19 protein-coding genes and 1 other RNA gene are annotated in these 21,634 nt (G+C 68.9%); 7 read left to right on the top strand and 13 right to left on the bottom strand.

Translation table 11 applies throughout. The features are described from left to right. Positions 1–8: 8 nt before the first annotated feature. The 4 genes from ffs to ACZ63D_RS30725 form a co-directional block, all read right to left on the bottom strand. Positions 9–108, bottom strand: an RNA gene (ffs, locus tag ACZ63D_RS30740) — signal recognition particle sRNA small type. 5 nt (positions 109–113) lie between these two features. Then, positions 114–608: a GTP-binding protein gene (locus ACZ63D_RS30735; RefSeq protein WP_465357861.1), complete on the bottom strand. Its 495-nt coding sequence runs from the start codon at positions 606–608 to the stop codon at positions 114–116. 3 nt (positions 609–611) lie between these two features. Further along, complete coding sequence (locus ACZ63D_RS30730; protein WP_009084595.1) at positions 612–1,031, bottom strand: roadblock/LC7 domain-containing protein; 420 nt, start codon at positions 1,029–1,031, stop codon at positions 612–614. Continuing rightward, entirely contained in the window at positions 1,028–3,370 is a 2,343-nt protein-coding gene (locus ACZ63D_RS30725) for a sensor histidine kinase (RefSeq protein WP_465357860.1), read from the bottom strand. Before ACZ63D_RS30725 ends, ACZ63D_RS30730 begins: the two co-directional genes overlap by 4 nt. Before the next feature lie 262 nt (positions 3,371–3,632). Here ACZ63D_RS30725 and ACZ63D_RS30720 point away from each other — a divergent pair, with 262 nt between their 5' ends. Then, positions 3,633–4,538, top strand: a complete 906-nt coding sequence (locus ACZ63D_RS30720; protein ID WP_465357859.1) for a serine/threonine dehydratase — start codon at positions 3,633–3,635, stop codon at positions 4,536–4,538. On the opposite strand, the gene ACZ63D_RS30715 is transcribed toward ACZ63D_RS30720, so the two are convergent. The 3 genes from ACZ63D_RS30715 to ACZ63D_RS30705 are packed head-to-tail and all read right to left on the bottom strand — an operon-like array spanning position 4,525 to position 8,584. Then, complete coding sequence (locus ACZ63D_RS30715; protein WP_465357858.1) at positions 4,525–6,324, bottom strand: glycosyltransferase family 39 protein; 1,800 nt, start codon at positions 6,322–6,324, stop codon at positions 4,525–4,527. The two genes, ACZ63D_RS30720 and ACZ63D_RS30715, sit on opposite strands and share 14 nt — an antisense overlap. A gap of 45 nt (positions 6,325–6,369) precedes the next feature. After that, positions 6,370–7,857, bottom strand: a complete 1,488-nt coding sequence (locus ACZ63D_RS30710; protein ID WP_465357857.1) for a sensor histidine kinase — start codon at positions 7,855–7,857, stop codon at positions 6,370–6,372. After that, on the bottom strand, positions 7,832–8,584 hold the full coding sequence (locus tag ACZ63D_RS30705; RefSeq protein WP_465357856.1) for a response regulator transcription factor: 753 nt from the start codon (positions 8,582–8,584) through the stop codon (positions 7,832–7,834). The genes ACZ63D_RS30710 and ACZ63D_RS30705 overlap by 26 nt, the downstream gene beginning before the upstream one ends. A gap of 170 nt (positions 8,585–8,754) precedes the next feature. Between ACZ63D_RS30705 and ACZ63D_RS30700 the strand changes: the two genes are divergently transcribed. Both ACZ63D_RS30700 and ACZ63D_RS30695 read left to right on the top strand, forming a co-directional pair. Beyond that, complete coding sequence (locus tag ACZ63D_RS30700; protein WP_465357855.1) at positions 8,755–9,300, top strand: hypothetical protein; 546 nt, start codon at positions 8,755–8,757, stop codon at positions 9,298–9,300. 349 nt (positions 9,301–9,649) lie between these two features. Next, positions 9,650–9,844, top strand: a complete 195-nt coding sequence (locus ACZ63D_RS30695; RefSeq protein ID WP_465357854.1) for a hypothetical protein — start codon at positions 9,650–9,652, stop codon at positions 9,842–9,844. 1 nt (position 9,845) lies between these two features. On the opposite strand, the gene ACZ63D_RS30690 is transcribed toward ACZ63D_RS30695, so the two are convergent. After that, a complete protein-coding gene (locus ACZ63D_RS30690) occupies positions 9,846–10,292 on the bottom strand; it encodes a nitroreductase family deazaflavin-dependent oxidoreductase (RefSeq protein WP_465357853.1) in 447 nt (148 codons plus the stop codon). Between the two features lie 126 nt (positions 10,293–10,418). Here ACZ63D_RS30690 and ACZ63D_RS30685 point away from each other — a divergent pair, with 126 nt between their 5' ends. Both ACZ63D_RS30685 and ACZ63D_RS30680 read left to right on the top strand, forming a co-directional pair. After that, complete coding sequence (locus ACZ63D_RS30685; protein ID WP_465357852.1) at positions 10,419–11,099, top strand: TetR/AcrR family transcriptional regulator; 681 nt, start codon at positions 10,419–10,421, stop codon at positions 11,097–11,099. Positions 11,100–11,145: 46 nt separating this feature from the next. Next, positions 11,146–12,663 (top strand): 3-hydroxyacyl-CoA dehydrogenase, encoded by a 1,518-nt coding sequence (locus ACZ63D_RS30680; protein ID WP_465357851.1) that lies wholly within the window; start codon positions 11,146–11,148, stop codon positions 12,661–12,663. Positions 12,664–12,666: 3 nt separating this feature from the next. On the opposite strand, the gene ACZ63D_RS30675 is transcribed toward ACZ63D_RS30680, so the two are convergent. The 3 genes from ACZ63D_RS30675 to ACZ63D_RS30665 all read right to left on the bottom strand — a co-directional run bounded on the left by ACZ63D_RS30675 (position 12,667) and on the right by ACZ63D_RS30665 (position 17,344). Then, the gene (locus ACZ63D_RS30675) at positions 12,667–13,626 is read right to left on the bottom strand and encodes a threonine ammonia-lyase (protein ID WP_465357850.1); all 960 of its coding nucleotides are present in this window, start codon (positions 13,624–13,626) and stop codon (positions 12,667–12,669) included. Positions 13,627–13,637: 11 nt separating this feature from the next. Beyond that, complete coding sequence (locus tag ACZ63D_RS30670) at positions 13,638–16,619, bottom strand: PQQ-dependent sugar dehydrogenase (RefSeq protein WP_465357849.1); 2,982 nt, start codon at positions 16,617–16,619, stop codon at positions 13,638–13,640. Between the two features lie 92 nt (positions 16,620–16,711). Continuing rightward, positions 16,712–17,344: a L,D-transpeptidase gene (locus ACZ63D_RS30665; RefSeq protein WP_465357848.1), complete on the bottom strand. Its 633-nt coding sequence runs from the start codon at positions 17,342–17,344 to the stop codon at positions 16,712–16,714. Between the two features lie 262 nt (positions 17,345–17,606). Between ACZ63D_RS30665 and ACZ63D_RS30660 the strand changes: the two genes are divergently transcribed. Beyond that, positions 17,607–18,125 (top strand): hypothetical protein, encoded by a 519-nt coding sequence (locus ACZ63D_RS30660; RefSeq protein WP_465357847.1) that lies wholly within the window; start codon positions 17,607–17,609, stop codon positions 18,123–18,125. Here the strand turns inward: ACZ63D_RS30660 and ACZ63D_RS30655 are convergent. After that, entirely contained in the window at positions 18,109–19,002 is an 894-nt protein-coding gene (locus ACZ63D_RS30655) for a serine/threonine-protein kinase (protein ID WP_465357846.1), read from the bottom strand. The genes ACZ63D_RS30660 and ACZ63D_RS30655 overlap by 17 nt on opposite strands. A 17-nt stretch (positions 19,003–19,019) precedes the next feature. After that, positions 19,020–20,762, bottom strand: a complete 1,743-nt coding sequence (locus tag ACZ63D_RS30650; protein WP_465357845.1) for an HsdM family class I SAM-dependent methyltransferase — start codon at positions 20,760–20,762, stop codon at positions 19,020–19,022. A gap of 77 nt (positions 20,763–20,839) precedes the next feature. Here ACZ63D_RS30650 and ACZ63D_RS30645 point away from each other — a divergent pair, with 77 nt between their 5' ends. Further along, positions 20,840–21,589 (top strand): PP2C family protein-serine/threonine phosphatase, encoded by a 750-nt coding sequence (locus ACZ63D_RS30645; protein WP_465357844.1) that lies wholly within the window; start codon positions 20,840–20,842, stop codon positions 21,587–21,589. The last annotated feature ends 45 nt before the right edge of the window (positions 21,590–21,634 follow it).

The following is a 21,634-nucleotide window of genomic DNA, read 5'->3' as shown; positions in this document are numbered from 1 at the left end:
CCGCATAAAAAAAGCGGGTTCCCCCCGTACCCGCCAGAGCCCGCTTATCCTTGCTGCCTTCCGGCCCTGGGGAAGTTCACAGGGTGGACGCCACGGGGGGTCCCCGCAGACGACTATAGCGGACTCGGTTGCCGCTCCTTCGACCCCCGCACCGCCCCGGCTTCGACGAGGTCGAGCACCTCCCGCACCGAAGCCGGGTCGCGGGCGTCGAAGGGATGCACCGGGACGCCGTCGCGCACGGTCAGCGCCCAGCGCACGTCGTGCAGCGGCCGGGTGAGCAGGCCGTCGAAGCAGTTCACCCCGACCACGAACGGCAGCCGCAGCCCTTCGACCGCGTCGAGCACCGGGTAGGCGTTCGCGATCCGCCGCGGATCGACCACGACGAGCGCGGCGTCCGCGCCCCGTACGAGGTCGGGCCAGCGGAACCAGAACCGGGGCTGTCCCGGCGCGCCGAACAGGTAGCGGCGCCGCTCGCCCTCGCCGAGCCTGCCGAAGTCGAGCGCCGCGGTGGTGTCGCCAGCGTCGGTGCGCACCGGCGCGATCTCCGACACGGCGTGCACCGCCGTCGTTTTCCCGGCTCCGGCCGGGCCAAGCACGAGGATTTTCACGGGTCAGGCGAACGCGGTGTTCTTCAACTCCTCGACGAGCGCGGGGGTCAGGACTTCGGACGCGCGGTTGGCGAACATCGCCATCTCGTAGGCGATCGTGCCGAGGCTGGCCTGTTTGTTGGCCAGCACGCCGAGCGAGCAGCCGATGCTGATGGTGCAGACCACCAGGTAGCCGCGCTCCAGTTCGACCACGACCTTGTCCGGATCGCCGAGCGGATGGCTTTCGGACACGCTCTGGGCCAGCGCGAGCATCGCCGAGCAGGTCGCCGCGAGCCGGTCGGCGTCCGCGCGGTCGAGGTCCTGCGACGCGGCGATCAGCAGCCCGTCCGCGGACACCGCGAGCGCGGCGATCGCGCCCGCGGTGTGCAGCGCGAAGCGGTTGACCAGCCAGTTGAAGTTCTGCGCGGCGGCGGGAACGGTCATGATCCTCCTTGATCGGCCTGCTGAGCGGTGACTTGCTGTGCTTTGGCGACACCGTCGGAAAACGAGTCGAAGGTGGCCCGCTCGGCGGCCGGATCGCGCAATTCGCGGCGCGGCAACGGGGTGCGGACGAGCTGCGGCAGTTTGAGCCCGGGAGCCAGCTGAGCGCCGGGGACGCGGCGGAAGACTCCGTCGCGGGATTCCGGTGGCACGACGGTGAACTGGTGCGTCGGCGACGGGTCCGCGGTGTCCTGAGCACTCGGAGCGTCCGGAGCATCCACTGTGGACTCTTCGGGCTCGTCGGGGATTTCGAGCGTTCCGGTGAGGGAGGCGAATTCCGGTTCCGCCTCTGGCCACTTCGGAGCCTCGGCCTCGTCCGATCGCGGTTCGTCGGCCTCGGGTTCCGGCGGATCGGTGAACCACTGGAACCCGGCCGGGGTCGGCGCGGACAACGCGGCGATCGCGGGCGCGGGCAGCAGCACGGGCCGCGGATCCGGCACCTGGCCCGGTTCGAAAAGCCCCGGCCCCCGCCGGAAATCCACGTCGCGGGTGAACAACGCCTGCGGCACCGAAACCTTCGCCGTCACGCCACCGTCCGGAGTGGACTCCAGCTCGACGCGCAGCGAATGCCGCTGCGCGAGCCGCCCGACCACGGCCAGGCCGAGCTGCTGCCCGAACGACGCGTCGACCGGTTCGGCGAGCCGGTGGTTTTCCTGCGCCAGCCGCTCCGCGGACAGCCCGACGCCGTGATCGGCGATGCTCACCAGCAGATCGCCGGACGGCTGGAACTCGGTCGAAATCTCGACCAGGGACTCCGGCGGCGAGAACGCGGCGGCATTCTCCAGCAGTTCGGCGAACAACAGCACCAGATCGATCCCCAGCGACGGCGCGAGCAGCGCCTCCGCCGGTTCGCCGAGCCGGATCCGGGATTCGTCGTCGATTTCCGCCGCGGCCGAACGCAAAGCGGTGGCCAGTTCGATCGGACCGCCGACCCGGGTTTCGTCGCGATTACCCGTCACCACCAGCAAATCGTCGGCAGTGCGGCGCAACCGGAGCGCGGCGTGCTGCACGCGATTCAGCCCGGCGAGCAACACCGGATCGTCGGTGCCGCGAGTCATTTCCTCGACCACCGTGCGCTGGCCAGACATCAGGTTCTGCGTGCGCTTGGCCGCTCCGACCAGCAGCTGAACCGCGGCGCGGCGCGCATTCGCCTGCCCGGTGACCGCTTCCGCCGCGGCGGCGCGGAGCCGGTTGAACGCCTCGGCCAGCTCAGCCAGTTCACCACCGGTTTCCGCCGTGAGCGCGGGCAGCGACGACTGCGGCGGACCCGATCCCGGTTCGGCGGCCTGAACCAGTTCAGCGGCGGCGAGGTCGGCGGTCGAGCGTGCCTGTCCGCTCAACCGCCGCAACGGCCGGACGACGGAGCGCGCGGCCAGCACGGACAACGCGGCAACCAGTCCGAAAAGGACAATCGCGGCACCGCCGAGGAAAACCGCCGTCCGGGTCGCGCTGGACGCTTGCGCGGAGGCGGCGTCGGCGATCGCCCCGGTGATCCGGGTTTCCACCGCGCCGAGCTCATCGGCGAGCTGAGTACCGGCAGTGACCACATCGGACACGAATTGCCGGTCTTGGCGCGGCGCGGCGGCGAGCCGGTCGAACTGCTGGGCCATCGACCCCGTTTCGACCGCGGCGACCTGTGCCGCGTCCGCTTTCCCGGCCAGCCGGGCGAACTGTTCTCCGTAGACGGCAGCCCGCTGATCTGCGCGATCGGCACCGGTGGACGCGATCAGCGCGGTCGCCCGGGCCGCTCGCTGCTCGTCCGCGCGCAGCAGGGCGTCGAGTGCCCGAGCGCCGGAACTGTCCGAAGTGGCCAGTCCCAGCGCGTCGATCACTCCAACGGACATGGAATCGTATCCAGAAGCGACATCGGCTACGGAAACCTGACGATTGAGCGCGTTCTGCCGCAGTTTCGCTAGGGCTCCACCTTGGTTGACCAGGCTGTCCGCGACGCCGTGCGCGGCACTGTCCACCACCTGTTGCTGCTGGACGAGCGCCGTGTTGGTGGCCGAGGGGTCGGCGACGAAAGCCGCCGTGAGCAGGCTTTCCCGCTGCAACTGCCCGACCAGGCCGCCCGCCCGCTGCGCCCGCGCCACGGTGTCCGAAGTGGCCGCTGCTCTCGACGCGGCGGTGACCTGCGTGACCACGAGCGGAACCGCCGTCGCGAGGACCAGGACCAGCGGGGCCACGATCAGCACGGTCACTCGCGCCCGCACAGTGCGGATCCCGAGGCGGTCGAGCAGCCGCGCAGCGGAGTCCTGCGACTGGGCCGAGCCGTCGCGCATCCACGTCACCTTTCCGTTCCCGAGGAGTCCCGACGAGACCGAGGCGTGAAGTGCACCGAACGGGGACACCCGCAGGACGCTACTACTCTCGGTAGTACTCGTCGCGGTACGCACATGGTCGGACACCCCACGTCTGCGCAGAGCTTAGCGAGGCCGCGGTGAGCTAGACAATGCCCTCTTGCCCCGTGTCGCGCCCTGTCACGCTGGGGTTTTCCCGGCAAGCGGCACGCGCGGGCGGGCCGGCGAGGGGAGAATGACCGATATGCGCATCGCACCCTCCGCAGCCGACGTCGCCGCGGCCCATCTCCGCCTCCGACCACACGTCCGGTGGACACCTCTGTTACGCACCGAAATCGACGGCCGTCCGCTCGTGCTCAAGCTGGAGCAGCTCCAGCGGTCCGGTTCGTTCAAACTCCGCGGCGCGGTAAACGCCCTGCTCACCGGGCCTAAGCCGAAGCGGGTGGTCACGGCGTCCGGCGGCAATCACGGCCTCGGCGTCGCGACCGCCGCGCAGATGGTGGGCGTTCCCGCTGTCGTCTACGTCCCGGAAACCGTGCCCGAAGCGAAGGCCGCCGGCATCGAAGCGGCTGGCGCGAAGCTCATCCGGCACGGCACGACGTACGGCGAAGCCGCGACGGCCGCGCTGGCCGCCACCGACGAACCCGGCACCCGCTACCTGCACGCGTACGACGACGCCGACGTGATCGCCGGGCAAGGAACCGCCACCGCGGAAATCGTCGCCGACGCACCAGACGTCGATGCCATTGCCGTCGCCGTGGGCGGCGGTGGGCTGGCGTCCGGCACGACGCTGGCCGCGGACGGCCGTCAGGTGTTCGCGGTGGAACCGGAGCACTGCCAAGCCCTGCACGCCGCCCTCGAAGCGGGCGAGCCAGTGGACGTCACCGTCGACTCGGTCGCCGCCTCAGCGCTCGGCGCGACCCGCGTCGGCGAGCTGGCGTTTGGCATCCTCAGCTCGCCGAACGTCACGTCCGTGCTGGTTTCCGACGCCGAACTCCTCGCCGCGCGCGACTTGCTGTGGCGGGACTTCCGGCTCGTCGTCGAGCCAGGAGCCGCTGCGCCGCTGGCCGCGTGGCTGGCCGGGCGGGTTCCGGCCGAGCTGCCGTGTTTTGTCTTGTGCGGAGCCAATACCTCAGTCACTTTTGCGTGAGGTCGTACACCGTCGCGCCACCGACCGTGCTGGGGCGGAAGTGCTGCTGGACCCAGGCAGTGATCTCCCCCGACGTGCCGCGGCTGCCACCCGGGCCGCCGCGGCCGTTGCGCGCGCCGACGACGAAGTAGTGGATCTCGCCGCTCGCCACGTACTGCTGGAATTGCGTGAGAGTCGGTGCGGGGTCGCTACCGCTGAACCCGCCCACCGCGAGCACCGGTTTACCGCTGTTCAACGCCAGTCCAGCGGCTTGCATGGCACCGGTTTCCGCGGCGGCCCACTTCGTCGTCGTGGTCTCCAGCAATCGATTCAGCTCCACATTGGACTGATTTGGCATGCTGAAACTGCTGCGTCCCTTGTGCGGGCTTCGCGGCCCGGACGTCGGACTTCCGCCGGTGTGCGCCGTCGAGGCGGTGGCCACGGCGAAGGACGCCATCCCCAGCAGCGCGGCCACGAGTGCCAGCACGGCGACGGCTCGGCGCGCAGTCCCGATCACCAGCGCGACCACGCCTAGGACACCGAGCACCAGCACGGTGTACCGCACCCACGGCTGCCAGTTCGGTGTCCGATCCAGGAGAACGAAACTCCACGCGACGATCGCCGCCAGCATCACCGCGAGCACCGCTCGCGGGGCCGGATAAGCGCGGCCGCGCCAGAGTTCGGTCGCGGAAATCGCTACCGTAGCGGCGATTCCCGGCGCGAGTGCGACCGTGTAGTACGGGTGGATGATCCCGCTCATGTAGCTGAACACCAGGGCGCTGACTACCGTCCAAGCGCCCCACAGCACCAGTGCGGCCCGGGTGCGGTCAGTGCGCGGCGCGCGCCGGGTGAACCACAATCCGGCCACGAGCCCGATCAACGCCGCGGGCAACAGCCAGGAGGCCTCGCCGCCGAACTGCTCGGTGAACAAGCGAGTCAAGCCCGCTTGGCCGCCGAAGCCGTGCCCGGCACCGGAAACCTCAGGCAGTTTCGGTCGTGCGTCCCCGCCGTGTGACTGACCGAAGATCCGGCCGAGCCCGTTGTACCCGAAGGCCAACTCCAGCACGCTGTTGTTCGTCGACCCGCTGATGTACGGCCGGTCGGCAACCGGCCACAACGCCACCGCGAGCACCCACCAGCCCGCGGAAACGACGACCGCCCCGGCGGCGGCGAGCAATTGCCACACTCGGCGGCCCAGTGAAGTCGGTGCCGCGATCGCGTAGGCGAGTACAAAGGCAGGCAACACCAGGAAGGCCTGCAGCATTTTGTCGAGAAACCCGAAGCCGATCGCGACGCCCGCCAGCAGCAGCCACTTCGTACTGGCGTTTTCCAGTGCCCGCACCAGAAAGTATCCACCCGCGACGAGCAGCAGAACCAGGAACGCGTCCGGGTTGTTGAACCGGAACATCAACGCGGCCACCGGGGTGAGCGCGAGCAATGCCCCGGCCAGCAATCCGGCGACCGGACCGGAAAGCCGCCGCACCGCCAGATACAGCAGGCCGACCGAGCCCACGCCCGCCAACGCGTCCGGTACCAGCATGCTCCAGCTGGAGAAACCGAAGATCCGCCCGGACAATCCCATCGCCCACAGGGAAAGCGGCGGTTTGTCGACGGTGACCACATTGCCCGGGTCGAGCGAGCCGAAGAACCACGCCTTCCAGTCCCACGTGCCCGCTTGCACGGCCATCGCGTAGAAATCGTTGCCCCAGCCGGAAAACGCGACATTGGTGAGATACAGCGCGGCAGTGCCGAGCAGCAGCACCGCGACCGCGGGGCGCACCCAGCGTGGCGCGACGGCAGTCGTCATGTCCGTCATTCTCACGGCTCGTGCTGTGCGCGGGCTGTGAAACGCTCACGATGCGGTGTTGCCACCGTCACGCAATTGCGGGAACGAAGCGACGAATTCAGTACGGCCCGGCCCGCTGGTCACCATCACCCGCCCGGAATGCGCGGCCACCACCGCGGCGACAATCGCCAACCCCAGCCCGGTGCTCCCGGCAGCCCGCGAACGTGAATTGTCTCCGCGAGCGAACCGCTCGAACACCTCGGGCAGGATGTCCGGCGGAATTCCCGGCCCATCGTCCACAACGGACAAAGTGACCCAGCCGTCCCGGGTGGACAGTGCGGTGGTCACCGTGGTGCCCGCGGGCGTGTGCGTGCGAGCATTGCCGAGAAGGTTCAGCACCACCTGGTGCAGTTGCCCGGAATCGCCCAGCACCGCGATCGGCTCGCCGGGAAGTTCCAGCAGCCATTTGTGTTCCGGACCGGCGACGTGCGAATCGGCGACCGCGTCCGCGACCAGCCGGGACAAATCGACCGGCTCGTGCACCACCGGACGTCCGGAGTCGAGCCGGGCGAGCAGCAGCAAATCCTCCACGAGCGTCGTCATCCGCGCCGATTCGGATTCGACCCGGCTCATCGCGAACGCGATGTCCGGCGGCACCTGCTCGCTGCCGCGCCGGGTCAATTCGGCGTATCCGCGGATCGCGGCGAGCGGCGTGCGCAATTCGTGGCTCGCGTCCGCGACGAACTGCCGCACCCGGCTTTCGCTGGCCTGCCGGGCGGCGAGCGCCTCGGCGATGTGACCCAGCATCCGGTTGATCGCCGCACCGACCTTGCCGACCTCGGTTCGCGGGTCAGTGTCCACTTCGGGCACTCGCTCGGACAGCGCGACCTCGCCGCGGTCCAGCGGCAGTTCGGACACCCGGGAGGCGGTGGCGGCGAGCCGGTCCAGCGGGGCCATGGTCCGCCGGATCGTGACCGCGCCGGCGAATCCGGCGACGAGAATGCCGCCGAGCGCGACTCCGCCGAAGATGAAACCCAGCCGCCACAACGTTTCCGTGACCCGGGTCATCGGCAGCCCGATCACGGTGAACTCGCCACGCGGCGAATACGTCGCGACCACCCGGTACTTGCCGAGGTTCCCGGGAAGTTCGACGGTGCGGCGCTGACCGTTCGGCGCGAGCACGAGCAGGACCCGGTCCTGTTCCGGGGTCAGCGGGACCAGGCCGAGCGGCCCGATCACCTGCCCGTTGACCGTTCCGTCGTGCACGACCAGGCTCAGCGTCCCCTCCGGCTGGCCGAGCACGCGCAACGGGTCCGGCGGCAGTTTGCCGGTGCCGTTGATGGGCGGACGCGGCACGCCGTGCCGGAACCCGCGATCGCTCGCCGCCGACAGCTGCCCGTCGAGCTGCGCGACGAGAAAGCTGTTCAACGCCAATTCGGTGACCACTCCGACCACCAGGCAGACCAGCGCGAGCAGCGCCGCCAGCTGCACGATCAGCCTGCGGCGCAGCGACCACGGGCGGCGGCGCTCAGCCCGCAGCGGGTTTGAGGACATATCCGGCGCCGCGCATGGTGTGGATCATCGGTTCCCGATCGGCGTCGATTTTCTTGCGGAGGTAGGAAATGTACAGTTCGACGATATTGGCCTGGCCGCCGAAATCGTAGCTCCACACGCGGTCGAGGATCTGCGCCTTCGACAGCACCCGGCGAGGATTGCGCATCAGGTACCGCAGCAGTTCGAACTCGGTCGCGGTGAGCGGCACCAGGTCGCCGCCGCGGTGCACCTCGCGGCTGTCCTCGTCCAGCGTGAGGTCGCCGACCACCAGCTGCGAGCCCGTCGCGCCGGAAACACCGCCCGCCCGACGCAGCAACGCGCGCAACCGCAACGCCACTTCCTCCAGGCTGAACGGCTTGGTCACGTAATCGTCGCCGCCCGCGGTGAGCCCGGCGATGCGGTCCTCTACCGCGTCTTTCGCGGTCAGGAAGAGAACCGGCAGATACGGCGTCTCGGCGCGCATTCGGCGCAGCACCTCGAGCCCGTCGAAATCGGGCAGCATCACGTCGAGCACCACGGCATCCGGCCGGAACTCGCGGCCGACGCGCACCGCCTCGGCTCCGGTGCCCGCGCTGCGCACCTCCCAGCCCTCCATGCGCAGGGCCATGGACACGAGTTCGGCCAGCGTCGACTCGTCGTCGACGACCAGCACGCGGACCGGGCTGCCGTCCGCGCGGCGCAGTTCGGCCTTGCCCCGGCCGGCGGACGCGGCGTTCATACTGCTCATGGTGCCATCTTCGGGCCTCGTCTTCAGGTCGAGCTGTGCCCCGGCTGTGTGTTTCCTGTGCGGCGCGTGCCGCCGGGGGTGCACAGGTGTCCCCCACGTCTGCCACAGCCTCCGCACAGGGGGTGCCCCGACGCTCGGGGAAGACAAGCTCGAACGTTCCGGAGGAGACCATGACAACCGATCCAGCACAGGGTGCGACCTGGGGAGAGCAGCCTGCTCCTGCTTCCGGTGGCGGCCCGGGTAAGACGTGGTCCGGGCGGAAAACGGCGATCGCGGCGGGTGTCGCGGTGGTGATCGCGGTGGGCGGTGGGCTGGCGATTTGGGCGGGGACCAGTGGTAGCAGCGCGACTGCGCAGCAGCAGGGGCCGGGTGGGTTCGGTGGGCCGGGTGGGCCTGGTGGCCGCGGGGGCTTTGGTGGGATGGCTGTGCTGCGGGACGCGTTGCATGGCGACTTCGTGGTGACGGATGCGGGTGGGGGGTATGTGACGGAACGGCTGCAGACCGGGACGATTACTGAGCTCAGTGCTACTTCGGTGACGCTGACTAGTAAGGACGGGTACAAGCAGACGTACGTGCTGGATTCGGCTACGGAGAAGTCTGGGTCGCCGAAATCTGGGGACAACGTGACGGTGGTTGCGAAGGTTCAGGGGGGTACGGCTACTGCGACTTCGTTGGGGGAGGCGCAGTCGTTTGGACAGCCTCGGCGGCGCGGGTAGGTCGGGTTGCGTGGGGCACCCCGAAGCTTGATTGTGCTGACGGTTCTGGGGTGGTTGTCAAGGCGGGAAAGATGCCTTGACAACCCCCCCCGAACCGCAGGGAGGCTTCGTATCGGGGTGCAGGGCCAGGGCTGGGTGCCTCGATCGGTGGGTGCTTTCAGTGGCGGTTTTCGGGCGGGGCTTGCGCCCCGAATGTGGCATCGGGGGCGTTAGATGCACTCAATGCCGCATCGGGTGCGTGGGATGCGCTCGATGTGGCATTGGGGCTGGGGCGCATTCTGGGCTGGGCGGGTCGCGCGGGGAAACCCTGAGACACTTCCCCAAGGTCCTTCCCTAGCGAGGAGATGGCGTGAAGCGGTGGATCACACTGGCGTGCGGGGTGGTGCTGGTGCTGGTTGGCGCGGTGTGGGTGCTGCAGGGCGTCGGCGTGCTGACCGGCAGTTTCATGACTGGGCAGAAGCTCTGGTTCCTGATCGGGCTGGTCGCGTTCCTGGTCGGCGTGGTCCTCGTCGCGGCCACCACGTTCCGGAAACGCGCGCGCTGACTTACCGGGTGAAGACCTCGAAGACCGGGTAGCCCGGCGCGATTTCCAGCAGCTTCTCTTCCGGCGCCTTCGCGTCCACGCCTTCGAAGAACGTGCCGACCTCGAACGCCCAGCGCTTGAGGTACGAGCGCAGCACGGCGGGCTTCTCTTCGTCGGACAGCTCGCGGTAGGTGAAGGTCTCGGTCCGTCGTCCGACCGACAGCTGGCCTTCGCCCGCCGCGCGCAGGTTTCGCACCCACTGGGTTTCCCCGCGTGCGGCCACCAGGTACTGCTTGTCCTCGAACGGCAGCAGGTTCACCGGCACCTCGCGCAGTTCGCCGGACTTCCGGCCGCGGACGCCCAGTACCCGGCTGCCCCACACGCTGAGGCCGTGCCTGGTGAGCCATCGGACGACGCCGTTGAACGCCGCGGCCGACTTGCCCGGTTCGAGGTAGCGGGTGCTGGTCATGGGATCCTCCTCGGGTTTCGAGAGCGGTGCTCTCTGTTGTGAACAGTGAACACCTGCAGACCGTCTCGCGTCAAGAGCAGTGCTCTCGGTTTTGCGCAGCGCTCTCATCCGAGGCACACTGATCCCATGACTGCCGCCCCCCGGACCGCCCGCGAACGAGTCCGCGCCGAGCTCACCCGCGAGATCAAGGACGAGGCCCGTCGTCAGCTGGCCGAGGTTGGCGCGCACGGCCTTTCCCTGCGTGCGGTCGCCCGTGAGCTGGGGATGGTCTCGTCGGCGCTGTACCGGTACTTCCCCAGCCGAGATCACCTGCTCACCGCGCTGATCGTGGACGCGTACAACGCCGTCGGCGAGGCCGCCGAGCAGGCCGACCCGCACACCGGCGATCCGCGCACGCGCTGGCGAGCCGTCTGGCGCGCGACCCGCGATTGGGCCCGCGCGAATCCGCACGAGTACGCGCTCATCTACGGCTCGCCCATCCCGGGTTACCAAGCTCCCCAAGACACTGTCGGCCCCGCCGGACGAGTGGCTTTCGCGCTGGTCGCGGTGCTGCGCGACGCGCACCCGCACGAGCCAGCGGTCACCGCGCCGATGTCGGACGACCTGCGCGCGCAGGCTGAGCAGCTCACCAAAGTGTTGGACATCGACGCGCCGGCCGAGGTCGTCATGCGTGCCATCGCCGCCTGGACCCAGCTGTTCGGCACGCTCAATTTCGAGCTGTTCGGCCAGTACGTCGGCAGTGTCGACCCGGCTGACGCGTACTTCGAGCACCTCATCGGGCAGATGGCGGACTTCGTCGGGCTGTAGTCCGGGGTAAGTTCGCCGTGGCGCCAAAGCGAAAGGCAGGTTCGACGTGACGGGATGGGCCGGACGGGTCGGCAGGATCCGCGTGATCGGCACCGGGGTGATGGGACGCGGCATCGTCCAGCTCGCCGCGACCGGCGGGGCCACCGTGGAACTCGCGGACGTGCGGCCGGAAGCGGTCACCGCGGCGATCGACCACGTCGGCGCGATGATCGACCGGCTGGTCGCCAAGAACAAGCTGACCGAAGAGGCCGGCCGCGCGGCGAAGGAACGCCTCGTTCCGGTCGACGGCCCGCTCGCCCCCGCCGACGACGTGGACCTGGTCATCGAAGCCGTCCGCGAAGACCTCGAAACGAAGCAGACGCTCTTCGCCGGCCTGGAGAAAATCTGCGGCCCCGACACGGTTTTCGCCACCAACACCAGCTCGTTGTCGGTCACCGAAATCGCCGCCGGGCTCACTGATCCCGCGCGCATGGTCGGCCTGCACTTCTTCAACCCCGTCCCGCTCATGCGGCTGGTCGAGGTGATCCCCGGCGCCCGCACCGCCGACTGGCTGCCGGGCGAAGCCCTCGAACTCGTCCGCGGCTGGGGTCACGAACCCGTGCTGGCGAAGGACGCTCCCGGCTTCCTCGTCAACCACGCGGGCCGCGGCCTGAACACCGAAGCGCTGCAAATCCTTTCCGAGTCGCTGGCCGAACCAGCCGAGATCGACCGCATCGCGCGCGACGTCCTCGGCCTCAAACTCGGCCCGTTCGAACTGCTGGACCTCACCGGCCTGGACGTCTCGCACGCAGTACTGGAAAGCATCTGGAGCGGTTTCCACGCCGAACCGCGCCTGCGCCCGTCGTGGCTGACCCGCCCGCGCGTCGCCGCCGGGCTCTTCGGCCGCAAAACCGGCGAGGGCTTCTACCGCTACCCCGACGGGAAACAAGAACTTCCCCCGGAGCCAACGGCCCCGCCCGCCCCGACCACGCCGGTCTACGCCGCCGACGAACGCCTAGGCCGTCTCCTGTCCGCGGCAGGCGTCGATGTCGTCCCGGATGCCTACCCGGACACGGTGCTGCTGGTGACCTTGCGCGGGGAGTCCACTGTGGAGGCCGCGCGGCAATTGGAATTGCCCGCCTCGCGCGTCGTCGGAGTCGATGCGCTCGGCTACGAATCGCGCTACACGATGTCTGTCCACTCTGGACTGGACCCGCACTACGGCCGCGCCGCCTGGGGTGCACTGGCCGCGACCGGAACCCCGGTAACGGTCGTCCGCGACGGTGCCGCGCCCATCGCGCAACGCCTGCTGGCGTCCATCATCAACACCGCCTGCTACCTCGCCGACCAGGGTCTCGCCGCCCCCGCCGACATCGACACCGCGGTGCGCCTCGGCCTCGGCTACCCGCGGGGCCCGCTGGAATGGGGCGACCTGGTCGGTCCGGAGAAGGTCCTGCGAATCCTGAACGGTTTGCTGCGTGCCACAGGTGATCCGCGGTATCGCCCCAGCGGATGGTTGACCGAACGGGTCGCGTTGGGCTTGCCGCTCACTTCCGTTGGTACGCGCCCGGCTGATCTGGCCTGAGTTTTAGCGGTCGGGCGCGCCGACCCAGCGACGGTAGGCGTCCGCGTCGACATTGCTCCCGCAGACGATGGTGACCACATGCCGTCCGGCGAAGCGGGCCCGATTCTCGAGAATCGCCGCGACGCCGAGCGCGGCCGAGGGTTCGACGACGAGCCCGGCGCGATCGAGAAGGATCCGCATGCCGGTGATGATCGACGCCTCCTGAACCAGGACGGCGTCGTCGGCGACCAAGAGAAGGTCGTTCAGGACAGCCGGGATCGGATGCCGGCCGGCGACGCCGTCGGCGATGGTGTCGGTCGAGTCTGTCGTGACGACGCGCCGCTGCCGCCAGGAGTGGGTCATGGCCGGTGCGCCCAGCGGCTGAACGCAGATCACCTCGGCGCCGGGTACGCACTCCTTGAGCACATGCCCGACGCCGGTGGCCATCGCGCCTCCGCCCAAAGCGATCAGGACGACGTCGAACGCGGTGTCGACCAGTTCGAGGCCGATGGTGGCCGCGCCCTCGCAAGTCTCGAGGTCGAGGCTGTCTTCGACCAGCCGGATCCCGTCGCGGCGCGCGATGACCGCCGCTCGTTCGCGGGCTGTGTCGAAGTCGCCGTCCACCAGTTCCACCCTGGCGTCCAGCGCGCGGATGCGGTCAAGCTTGGCCGCCGGAGCGAAGCGCGATGCCACGACGGTGACGTCGAGTCCTCGGCTGCGACCGGACCAGGCCAGGGCTTGGCCAAAGTTTCCCGCGCTCGCGCAGACGACAGCGCAGGCGCTGCTGTCGGCGAGCGAACTGGCGACCAATTCGGTGCCGCGCGCTTTGAAACTGCGTACCGGGTTCGCCGTCTCGAGCTTGATGCTCACCGCGCAGCCGAGGTCGCGCTCCAGCGCCTCGCAGCGGTAAAGGGGAGTGTCGAGAAAGGCGGGGTCGATCCGCTGGCGAGCGGCCCGGATCCGGGCGGTGTCAAGTCGTGTCATCGGCTAAGGAATCACCACCGATAACCCGTCGCAGCACCGTTTCGGTAAATAATGTACCCGCCCTGGAAATCACTGCGAGCGCCGCCGCTGACCGGATACTCATCCGAAGTAGGCAACCCCAGATACCCTCGCTCCCAGCCAAGCGCGGCCCACCGCTTGCGAATCTCCCCCTGCACCATATGCGCCCCGGTGCCCGAGCTCCAGTAGATCGACCCGCCACCGGTGAAGTGGATGTACCGGGCGATCCCGTTAGGAGTAACCGATTCGTCGGTTGCCGGGTAGCCGAATCCCCGTTCCCAGCCCAATGAGGCCCACTTGTCCCGAAGCGCCCCGCTGATCTGATGCGCCCCCGTAGACGGCGTCCAGTAGATAGACCCGCCCGCGGTGAAGTGGTTGTACCGGCCCACTCCATCCGGCGTCGCGGATTCATCCGTAGTCGGGTATCCGAGCCCCCGCTCCCAGCCCAGCGAAGCCCATTTATCCCGAATAGCCCCGCCGATCTGATGCGCACCACCGGTCGGCGTCCAATAAACCGATCCGCCAGTAAAGTGGTTGTACCGGCCAACCCCGTCTGGAGTACCGGACTCGTCGGTAGTCGGATACCCGACCCCGCGCTCCCACCCGAGAGCAGCCCACTTGGCCCGAATCTGCCCCTGAACGGAATGCGCCCCGGTAGAAGACGTCCAGTAAATCGAAGCGGCCTGACTGCCCGGCGTGCCAAGCAGATGGTTGTACCGTCCCACGCCATCCGGCGTCCGGCTCTCATCGGTCACTGGCGGCCCGTAAACCTGATGTCCGCCCATCGCGAGATACCGAGCAAGAATCTGCCCGCCGATCTCATGCACCCCGATAGCCGCGGACCAATACAACCGGCCATTCGCGTAAACCCGATACCGCACCGGTCCGTCGACAACCTCAGGCCCGCTCGCGGCACCCAGCAAACTCCGCAATCCGGGCTCAGCCGCGTATCGCTGATCGATCGCCGTCACGTAGTTGGCAGTCAGCGTCATGTCACCAGCGCCGACGGTGATCGACCACGAAGAGCTAGCCGGGCCGCCCTGCCAACCGGTGAACTTCGAAGCCCCGTCGGTGCCCACCAACGCCGCTGTAACGTCAAACTTCGCACCCTCGGTGACCATCGCGCTGCTGACGCCGCCCTCGCTCGGGATGCTCAACGCGGCCGGCTGCGTCCCCACCAACGTCAATCGATGCTGGCGCGGATACGCGACATACGTCTTACTGGCCTGAACTCCCGCGCTATCCGTGACAGTCGCGGTGAATTCCATCCGAGAGTCGGTGTGATCCGTAAACGGCACCGTCAGAGTCGGCCCGGTCGCTCCGTCGCCGGGATGCACATGGCAAGCGCCAAGATCCGGACAATGCCGAATCAACGATGTCCAGGTGACCGGCAGACCGCCATCCTCGACGTCAGTCGCGGTGGCGGACAACGAAACCGGCTCACCGACGGCGAAAGTCTTGTCCGGCGCGGACAAAGTCAGGACTGGCGAGTGATTTCCCGGTGCGACAGCGACCTTCGCGGTGCCGGTGGCCCCGAGCGGATCCGAGACAGTCAACGTCGCGGTAAACGACGCACCGTCCCCATACTGATGGCTGGCCTGAACACCGGTACCAGTGCTGCCGTCCCCGAAGTCCCAGGAATACGTGAGCTGATCACCGTCCGCGTCAGTGGAACCGCTGGCGTCAAAGGAAACCGTGCGAGTATCCGGATCTGTCGTCGACGTTGCCTTGGCCACCGGAGGTGCGTTGTTCGTCGAGTAACTCAATCGCCGCAGGACGCCGGAGTTGAGGTCAGTGAAGACGATGTCCCCGTTGGGCGCGGCGGAAATCCGGGTCACCCCGCCGACATTCTGGAATGGCGCGGGACTCGTGGGCGCCTGGGTGAGCTTTCCCTGCGCGTCATACCGCAACGTCCAGATCTTCTGCCCCGCGTAATCACCGAAGAAGTAAGCACCCTGGTACGCGGCGGGATATGTAGTGCCCCCATACACGATCCCGCCCGTGACGCTGTTGCCCTGCGAAGGATCAGTCCCGTGCTGGTAATCCCACAACGGTGGCGTGTTCACCACCGAAGCACAACGCGCGTCAGCCGAATAGCCCGGCGTCAGGTGGTTTCCTTCGTAGCAAGGCCAAGCGAGGTTCGCGCCCGGCTGCACGACGTCCAGTTCTTCCCAGGTGTACCAGCCGACGTCGCCGACCACCGGCAGCCCGCTTTTCGGATCGAGGCTGAACCGGAACGGGTTGCGGAATCCGCTCGCGAACACCTTGCTCCGAGCGGAGTCCGGCGCGGCGGCGTTGTAGTACGGATTGCCCGGCACGCCCTTGCCGTCCGCGGTGAGATGCAAGATCTTGCCGAACGGCGAACCGAGGTCCTGTGCGGCGAAAGCGATCGGGTTGGTCTTGCCCGCGTCGCCGTTGTCGCCGACGGAGTACCAGAGCGTGCCGTCCGGAGCGGGGTAAACCGTGTCGAGGCCGTGGATGTAATACGGGCTGCCGGGGAGGTCGAAAATCACCTTCTCACCGGTCAGTCCGGACGGATGGCCCGCGCCGTCGAGCTGCACGGTGAACTTGGCGGCGCGCAGCGTGTACTGGCCGTTGCCCAGCGACACCGAGCGGTTGAGGTAGATCTGATGCGAGGAGGCGTAGTCCGGCGCGAGCGCGATGCTCGTGAGGCCCATGTCGCCCTGAGTCTCGACCGGGAACGTCGCGATCCGTTGCGGGGCGCCGCCGCCCGCGGCCGGGACCCAGTTGACGACCCCGGACTTGCCGAGCGCCAGCACGCTGTCATCAGGCAGCCAGGCGAAGTCGGTGAACTCGTACTGCCCGAGCCCGGTGGGCAGGTCCCGCACGACGAACCCCGGCGGCAGCGCCGGGGTGTCGGCTGCTGCCGCCGGGGCGGCCGCGGTGATCGCGGCGGGAACGGCGACGACCGCGAGTGCGGCCGCGAGCAGGGAACGGAGCGTGCGCCAGGCCATCCAGGCCCCCTTTCTGAGCGTTCGGTAATCGCTCAAAAGGGGGAGAGAGTTGCCTCAATCGGGTGATATTTATTCGACCGTGACACTCTGGGTCAGGCCACGACCTGGACCACGTCGCCGATGTGCAGGGTGTTGAAGAACCGCAGCGACGACGACGCCGACAGGTGGATGCAGCCGTGCGAGTACACCTTCAGGCTGCCGGTGTGGAACGCGTCGCCCGGGTAGAAGAAGACCGAGTTCGCCATCGGCGCGTTGTCGAACTCCTTGCTCAGGTGCAGCTTCTCCTTGGACAGCACGTGGAACGTGCCGGTCGGGGTCGCGTGCCCCTTACGTCCGGGCAGCATCGAGACGGGGCCGTAAACCACCTTGCCGTCCTGCAGCAGCCAGGCCTGGTGCGCGGAAATGTCCACGCAGGCGCTGGTGCCCGAAGCGGCGGCGGCCGCCGCGCACGGGACGTCGGCGGTGTCCTCCTCCGGGTCCGCCTTCGGCTTGGGCGCGGGCTTCGGGGTGGGCTTCGGAGTCGGCTTCGCGCTGGTGCTCTCCGGGCTGCTGCTGGTCGCCGGGGCAGAACTGCTGGCCGGCGCGCTGGAAGACGAGGTGGGCACGCTCGCCGCCACGGGCACCGCACCGCCTCCGCCGGAAGCCGACCCGGCCGTGCCGCCGGAGCACGCCACGAGCCCGAAAGCCGCGGCCAGCGCCGCCATCCCCACCAGAACCCTCTTCACGATCCGGTACCCCCGCGTTCGGTCGGGTCACCATCAGCAGGACCCGTATCACCCGAATAGACGACCATCCCCCCGATGCGGTTGCCCGGCAATGGTCACGATCCGGCTTCTCCACCCTCGGGTTGATCCGCGAATCCACCCGGCCCCAGCCCGTGCGCCGACGAAAACCGCACCGGTTCCGGCGAGGCTGGAAGCACGCCGGGCAGCCTCCCGGCACCCGCCGCCGGCCGGGCGAAGCCGACCATCGCACCGAAGGAGCACCGTGAACCTCGGCCCGCTCACCATCGTTCTCTACGTCGCGATCGCCGCGCTCGTCCTCTACCGGGTCGTCTACCGGCAGTGGCGCGGCACGCTGCTCAGCCGCAAGCGTTTGCTCACGCTGCCGTTCATCCTGACCGCGATCGGCGTGTTCTCCGCCGCCACTGCGCTGCAAAGCGCGACCGCGACCGAATACGCGCTGCTCGCTGGTGACGTCGTGGTCCTCGGTCTGCTCGGCGTCGCGCGCAGCTCCTCGTCGGTCCTCAGTGCTCGCGAAGGCACGACGTTCGTGAAGGGCACTCCGCTCACGTTGGTGCTGTGGTTCGCCACCATCGGCGTACGCGTCGGCTTCTCGTTCCTCGGAGCCGCGCTCGGTGTCAGCAACACCGTGACGTCTTCGACGATCATGCTCACGATCGGCATCAGCATCGGCGTACAGAACGCCTACACCTACCACCGCATCCAGAAGCTCGGCCTGCCGCTCTCGGAGCAGACGCCGACGCAAATCAACGCTGGCCGCTAAGCCCCACCATGCGCGCGTACATCCGCGAAGGACTCAGCACGGTCGCCGGGTGCAGGAATCCCGGCAACGGCGGCAAGTCCCGCGCGAAAGGCACGAGATGCGCGTACAGCACTTCCGCGCCAGACGGTCGCATCGAAGGATCCTTCGCGAGCGTCGCAGCGAGAAGCGCGTTTAGCTCCCGAGGTACGCCGGGAACGACTGGCGCAGGTTCCTTCACCTGCTTGTCGAACACGGCGTACGCCGTCGGTCCAGTGAAGACCGGACGGCCAGTGAGCATCTCGTGCAGTACGCAACCGAGCGCGTACAGGTCGCTTCGCGGCTCCGCGTGTCCACGCTGGATCTGCTCGGGAGCCATGTACGACGGTGTACCCAGCAGCTGTCCCGCACGCGTGAAGCGAGCAGTGTCGGCTTCGCGCAACACAGCGAGCCCGAAGTCCATCACCTTCACACTGCCGTCCGGGCAGAGCATCAGGTTGGCCGGTTTGAGGTCACGGTGACAGACCGCGCGAGCGTGCGCCGCCGACAGCACCGCGGCCGCTTGCGCCGCGATCGCCGCCGCCCACGGCACCGGCAGCGGACCGTGCTCGGCGAGCAGATCGTCCAGTGTCACGCCCTCGACGAACTGCATGACCTGGAACAAGCGGTCGTCATGGGTACCGAAGTCGTACAGCGTGGGCGCGCCGGGATGGTCGAGCGTGGCGAGGATCCGCGCTTCGCGGGCGAAGCGTTCTTCCAGTTCTTCGTCGCCGCCGGGGAGCCGCAGCAGTTTGATCGCGACCTGCCGGCCGAGCCGCCGGTCGAGCCCGCGGTGCACCGCGCCCATGCCGCCACGTCCCAGCGGCAGGTCGTCGACCTCGTAGCGGTCCGCGATGAGCATGGGCCCCCTCACAGCGCTCACCCGCCACCGGGCTTCAGCCGTCCTTCGGCGAGTGCGGCAAAGCCTAGCCGCACCAGGTCGCGGCCGATTTCCGCGGTTTGCCGCAATGCCCGGTCGAAGTCCGCGAGCGCGCGGAACGCGACGCCGTAGGCACGCTGCGTTTCGAGCGGATGCCGCGGCACCTTGAGCCGGCGCGCGTCGATCCGGGTCGACGCGCTGTGCACCGGGAAGTCCGCGGCGCGCAGGCATCCGGCGAGGAACTGCGCGTCGAGCAGCTCCGGATCCACGCGATAGCGGGAAAGCGCGGGCCCGAGCCGCACCGGTGCTCCACTGTGGACGATCACCGCGCCGGTGACCGACGCGACCACATCGCCCTCCTGCGCGAACACCGCCGCCGGATCGGGCGCGGCGTGCCCGGTCGGCGGGCCGCCGAGCAAGACATCGTCAGTGGTCAGCACGGGTTCGTCGCCGTCGGCGGTACGCGGGGGCGCGTGCGTGATCCGCAGCGCGCCCGCCTTCACCAGCTCGCCGACGGTCGTGTGCACCAGTTCGCCGGAAGCCGGTTCCAGCGCGGGCAGCTCGATGCCGATCTTCCCGAAAAGCTGTTGCGCGGCAAGGAAAGCCGCACCCGAATCGCTTCCGCCAGGTCGGCTCGACGGGGTGAGATCGACGTCGTCGTCGAGCACGTCGATGATGCGTTCACCGATGTCTGGATCGGCCAGAAAGGCCTGCCACACCTTCTCGACCTCAGCCGCGGTGGTGTCGGCGATCAGCACCGTCGCCGGCGCGCGCTGCTCCGGCTCCGGTCGCGTGAGCAGCCACAGATCGGTACCGGCCGCGATCGTGCACACCGCGCGCAATGCACCCGCACGCAGCAGATTGGCCCGGATGCGCTTGCCGCTCCGCCGTCCAGCGGCGGCTCCCGGCATCAACACCGCCACCGCGCCACCAGGTTTCACGTGCGCCAGACAGTGCTGCACCCACGCCAGCTCCGACTCGCCACGCGGCGGCAAGCCGTACTCCCAGCGTGCGTCGCCGACGAGTTCCTCGTGCCCCCAGCCGCGCTCGTTGAACGGCGGATCGCACAGCACGACGTCAGCCAGCCGACCGGCGAAAGCGTCCGCGCGCAACGCATCCGCGGCGTGCACCTCGGCGTCCGCGCCGTGCAGCCGCAGCCGGATGCCAGCGATCCGCGCGGTGTCGGGGTCGACGTCCTGCCCCCGCGCCTGGGTCGCCGAGGCGGCCAGCAGCAGCGAACCGAACCCGCACGCCGGGTCCAGCACGGTGGCCCCCTTCGCGCCGGTCAGCCGCACCATCAGGTCGGCGTACGCGGTCGGCGTGGTGGAAAGCCGACGGGCGTGCGCCTCGAAGAACCGGTCGCAGAGCTGCTCGAACGTCTCCGCCGCGCCTTCGGTCAAGGCGAGCTGGGAGATCAACGCCACCAGTTCCGGGTCGCCGGGTCCCTCGGCATCGCCAGCGAGATACTCGCCGACCGCGGCCAGCCGTGCGCCAAGGTCGAGGTCGTCGCCGAGCGCACGCAGCCGTTGCCACGCTTCGTCGATCGGCGTCAGCTCGAACGGACGACCGCGGCCGCGCAGCCACGCCTGCACCTCCGGAAGCGAAAACAACGGGCTGGATGCCGTGCCGCCTACCGGCTTGGGAAAATCGTCGTGGCGCCGCCGCCAGTTGCTCACCGCCGCCCGGCGCACGCCCGCCAGGCGCGCGATGTCGGCCGCACTCACCGCCGCGTCGTCTGCCATGCCGAGCACGATAGCCGACGACAGCGGTTTCCATCGTTTTGCTTGTTAACTCAGTCAACCAATGGTTTCATGGGGGCATGGCCACCGAGCAGACCCGGTTCACCCTGCGGTACTCCGCGGGCTCGGACCAAGGGCGACGACGCCCCAACAACGAGGACTCCGTGTACGCCAGCGGGCGACTGCTCGTGGTGGCCGACGGCATCGGCGGCCAGCCGCACGGCGAAGTGGCTAGCTCGACCGCCGTCAGCGTGCTGGCGTCGCTGGACGCGGAACTGCGCACCCTCGACCTCACCGCGCACAACCTGTCGAACCTGCTCTCCGACGGCGTCCGCCGGGTCGCCGAACAGCTCGCCCAGGTGGCCGAGGAAACCCCCGCGACGCACGGCATGGGCACCACGCTCACCACCCTGCTCTTCGACGGCACCCACTTCGCCGCGGCCCACGTCGGCGACTCCCGCGGCTACCTCCTGCGCGACGGCGAACTGCAACGCATCACGCGCGACCACACCCTGGCCCAAGCCCTGGTCGAAGACGGCACCATCAGCGCCGCCGACGCCGACGACCACCCGCGCGGCTCGATGCTGATGAAGGCACTCCTGAGCACCGGCTCGGCCGAACCCGACGTCTGGGAATTCACTCCGCAAGCAGGCGACCGCTACCTGCTCTGCTCCGACGGCCTCACCGCGGGCGCCAGCGAACCGGCCATCCAGGACGTCCTCTCCCAGGGCACCCCCGAGGAAATCGTCCCGAGGCTCATCGCGCTGGCCAACGAGGGCGGCGGCCCGGACAACATCACCATCGTGGTCGCCGACGTCATCCCGGCCTGAGCCGATCCGCGCAGGTCGGACCACCTGCGGAGGGCGTGAGGGGCA

This window comes from Amycolatopsis sp. NPDC104775 (genome assembly GCF_055583325.1).
The sequence above is the reverse complement of the archived record's forward strand: the minus strand, read 5'-3'. Positions and strand labels throughout refer to the sequence as shown.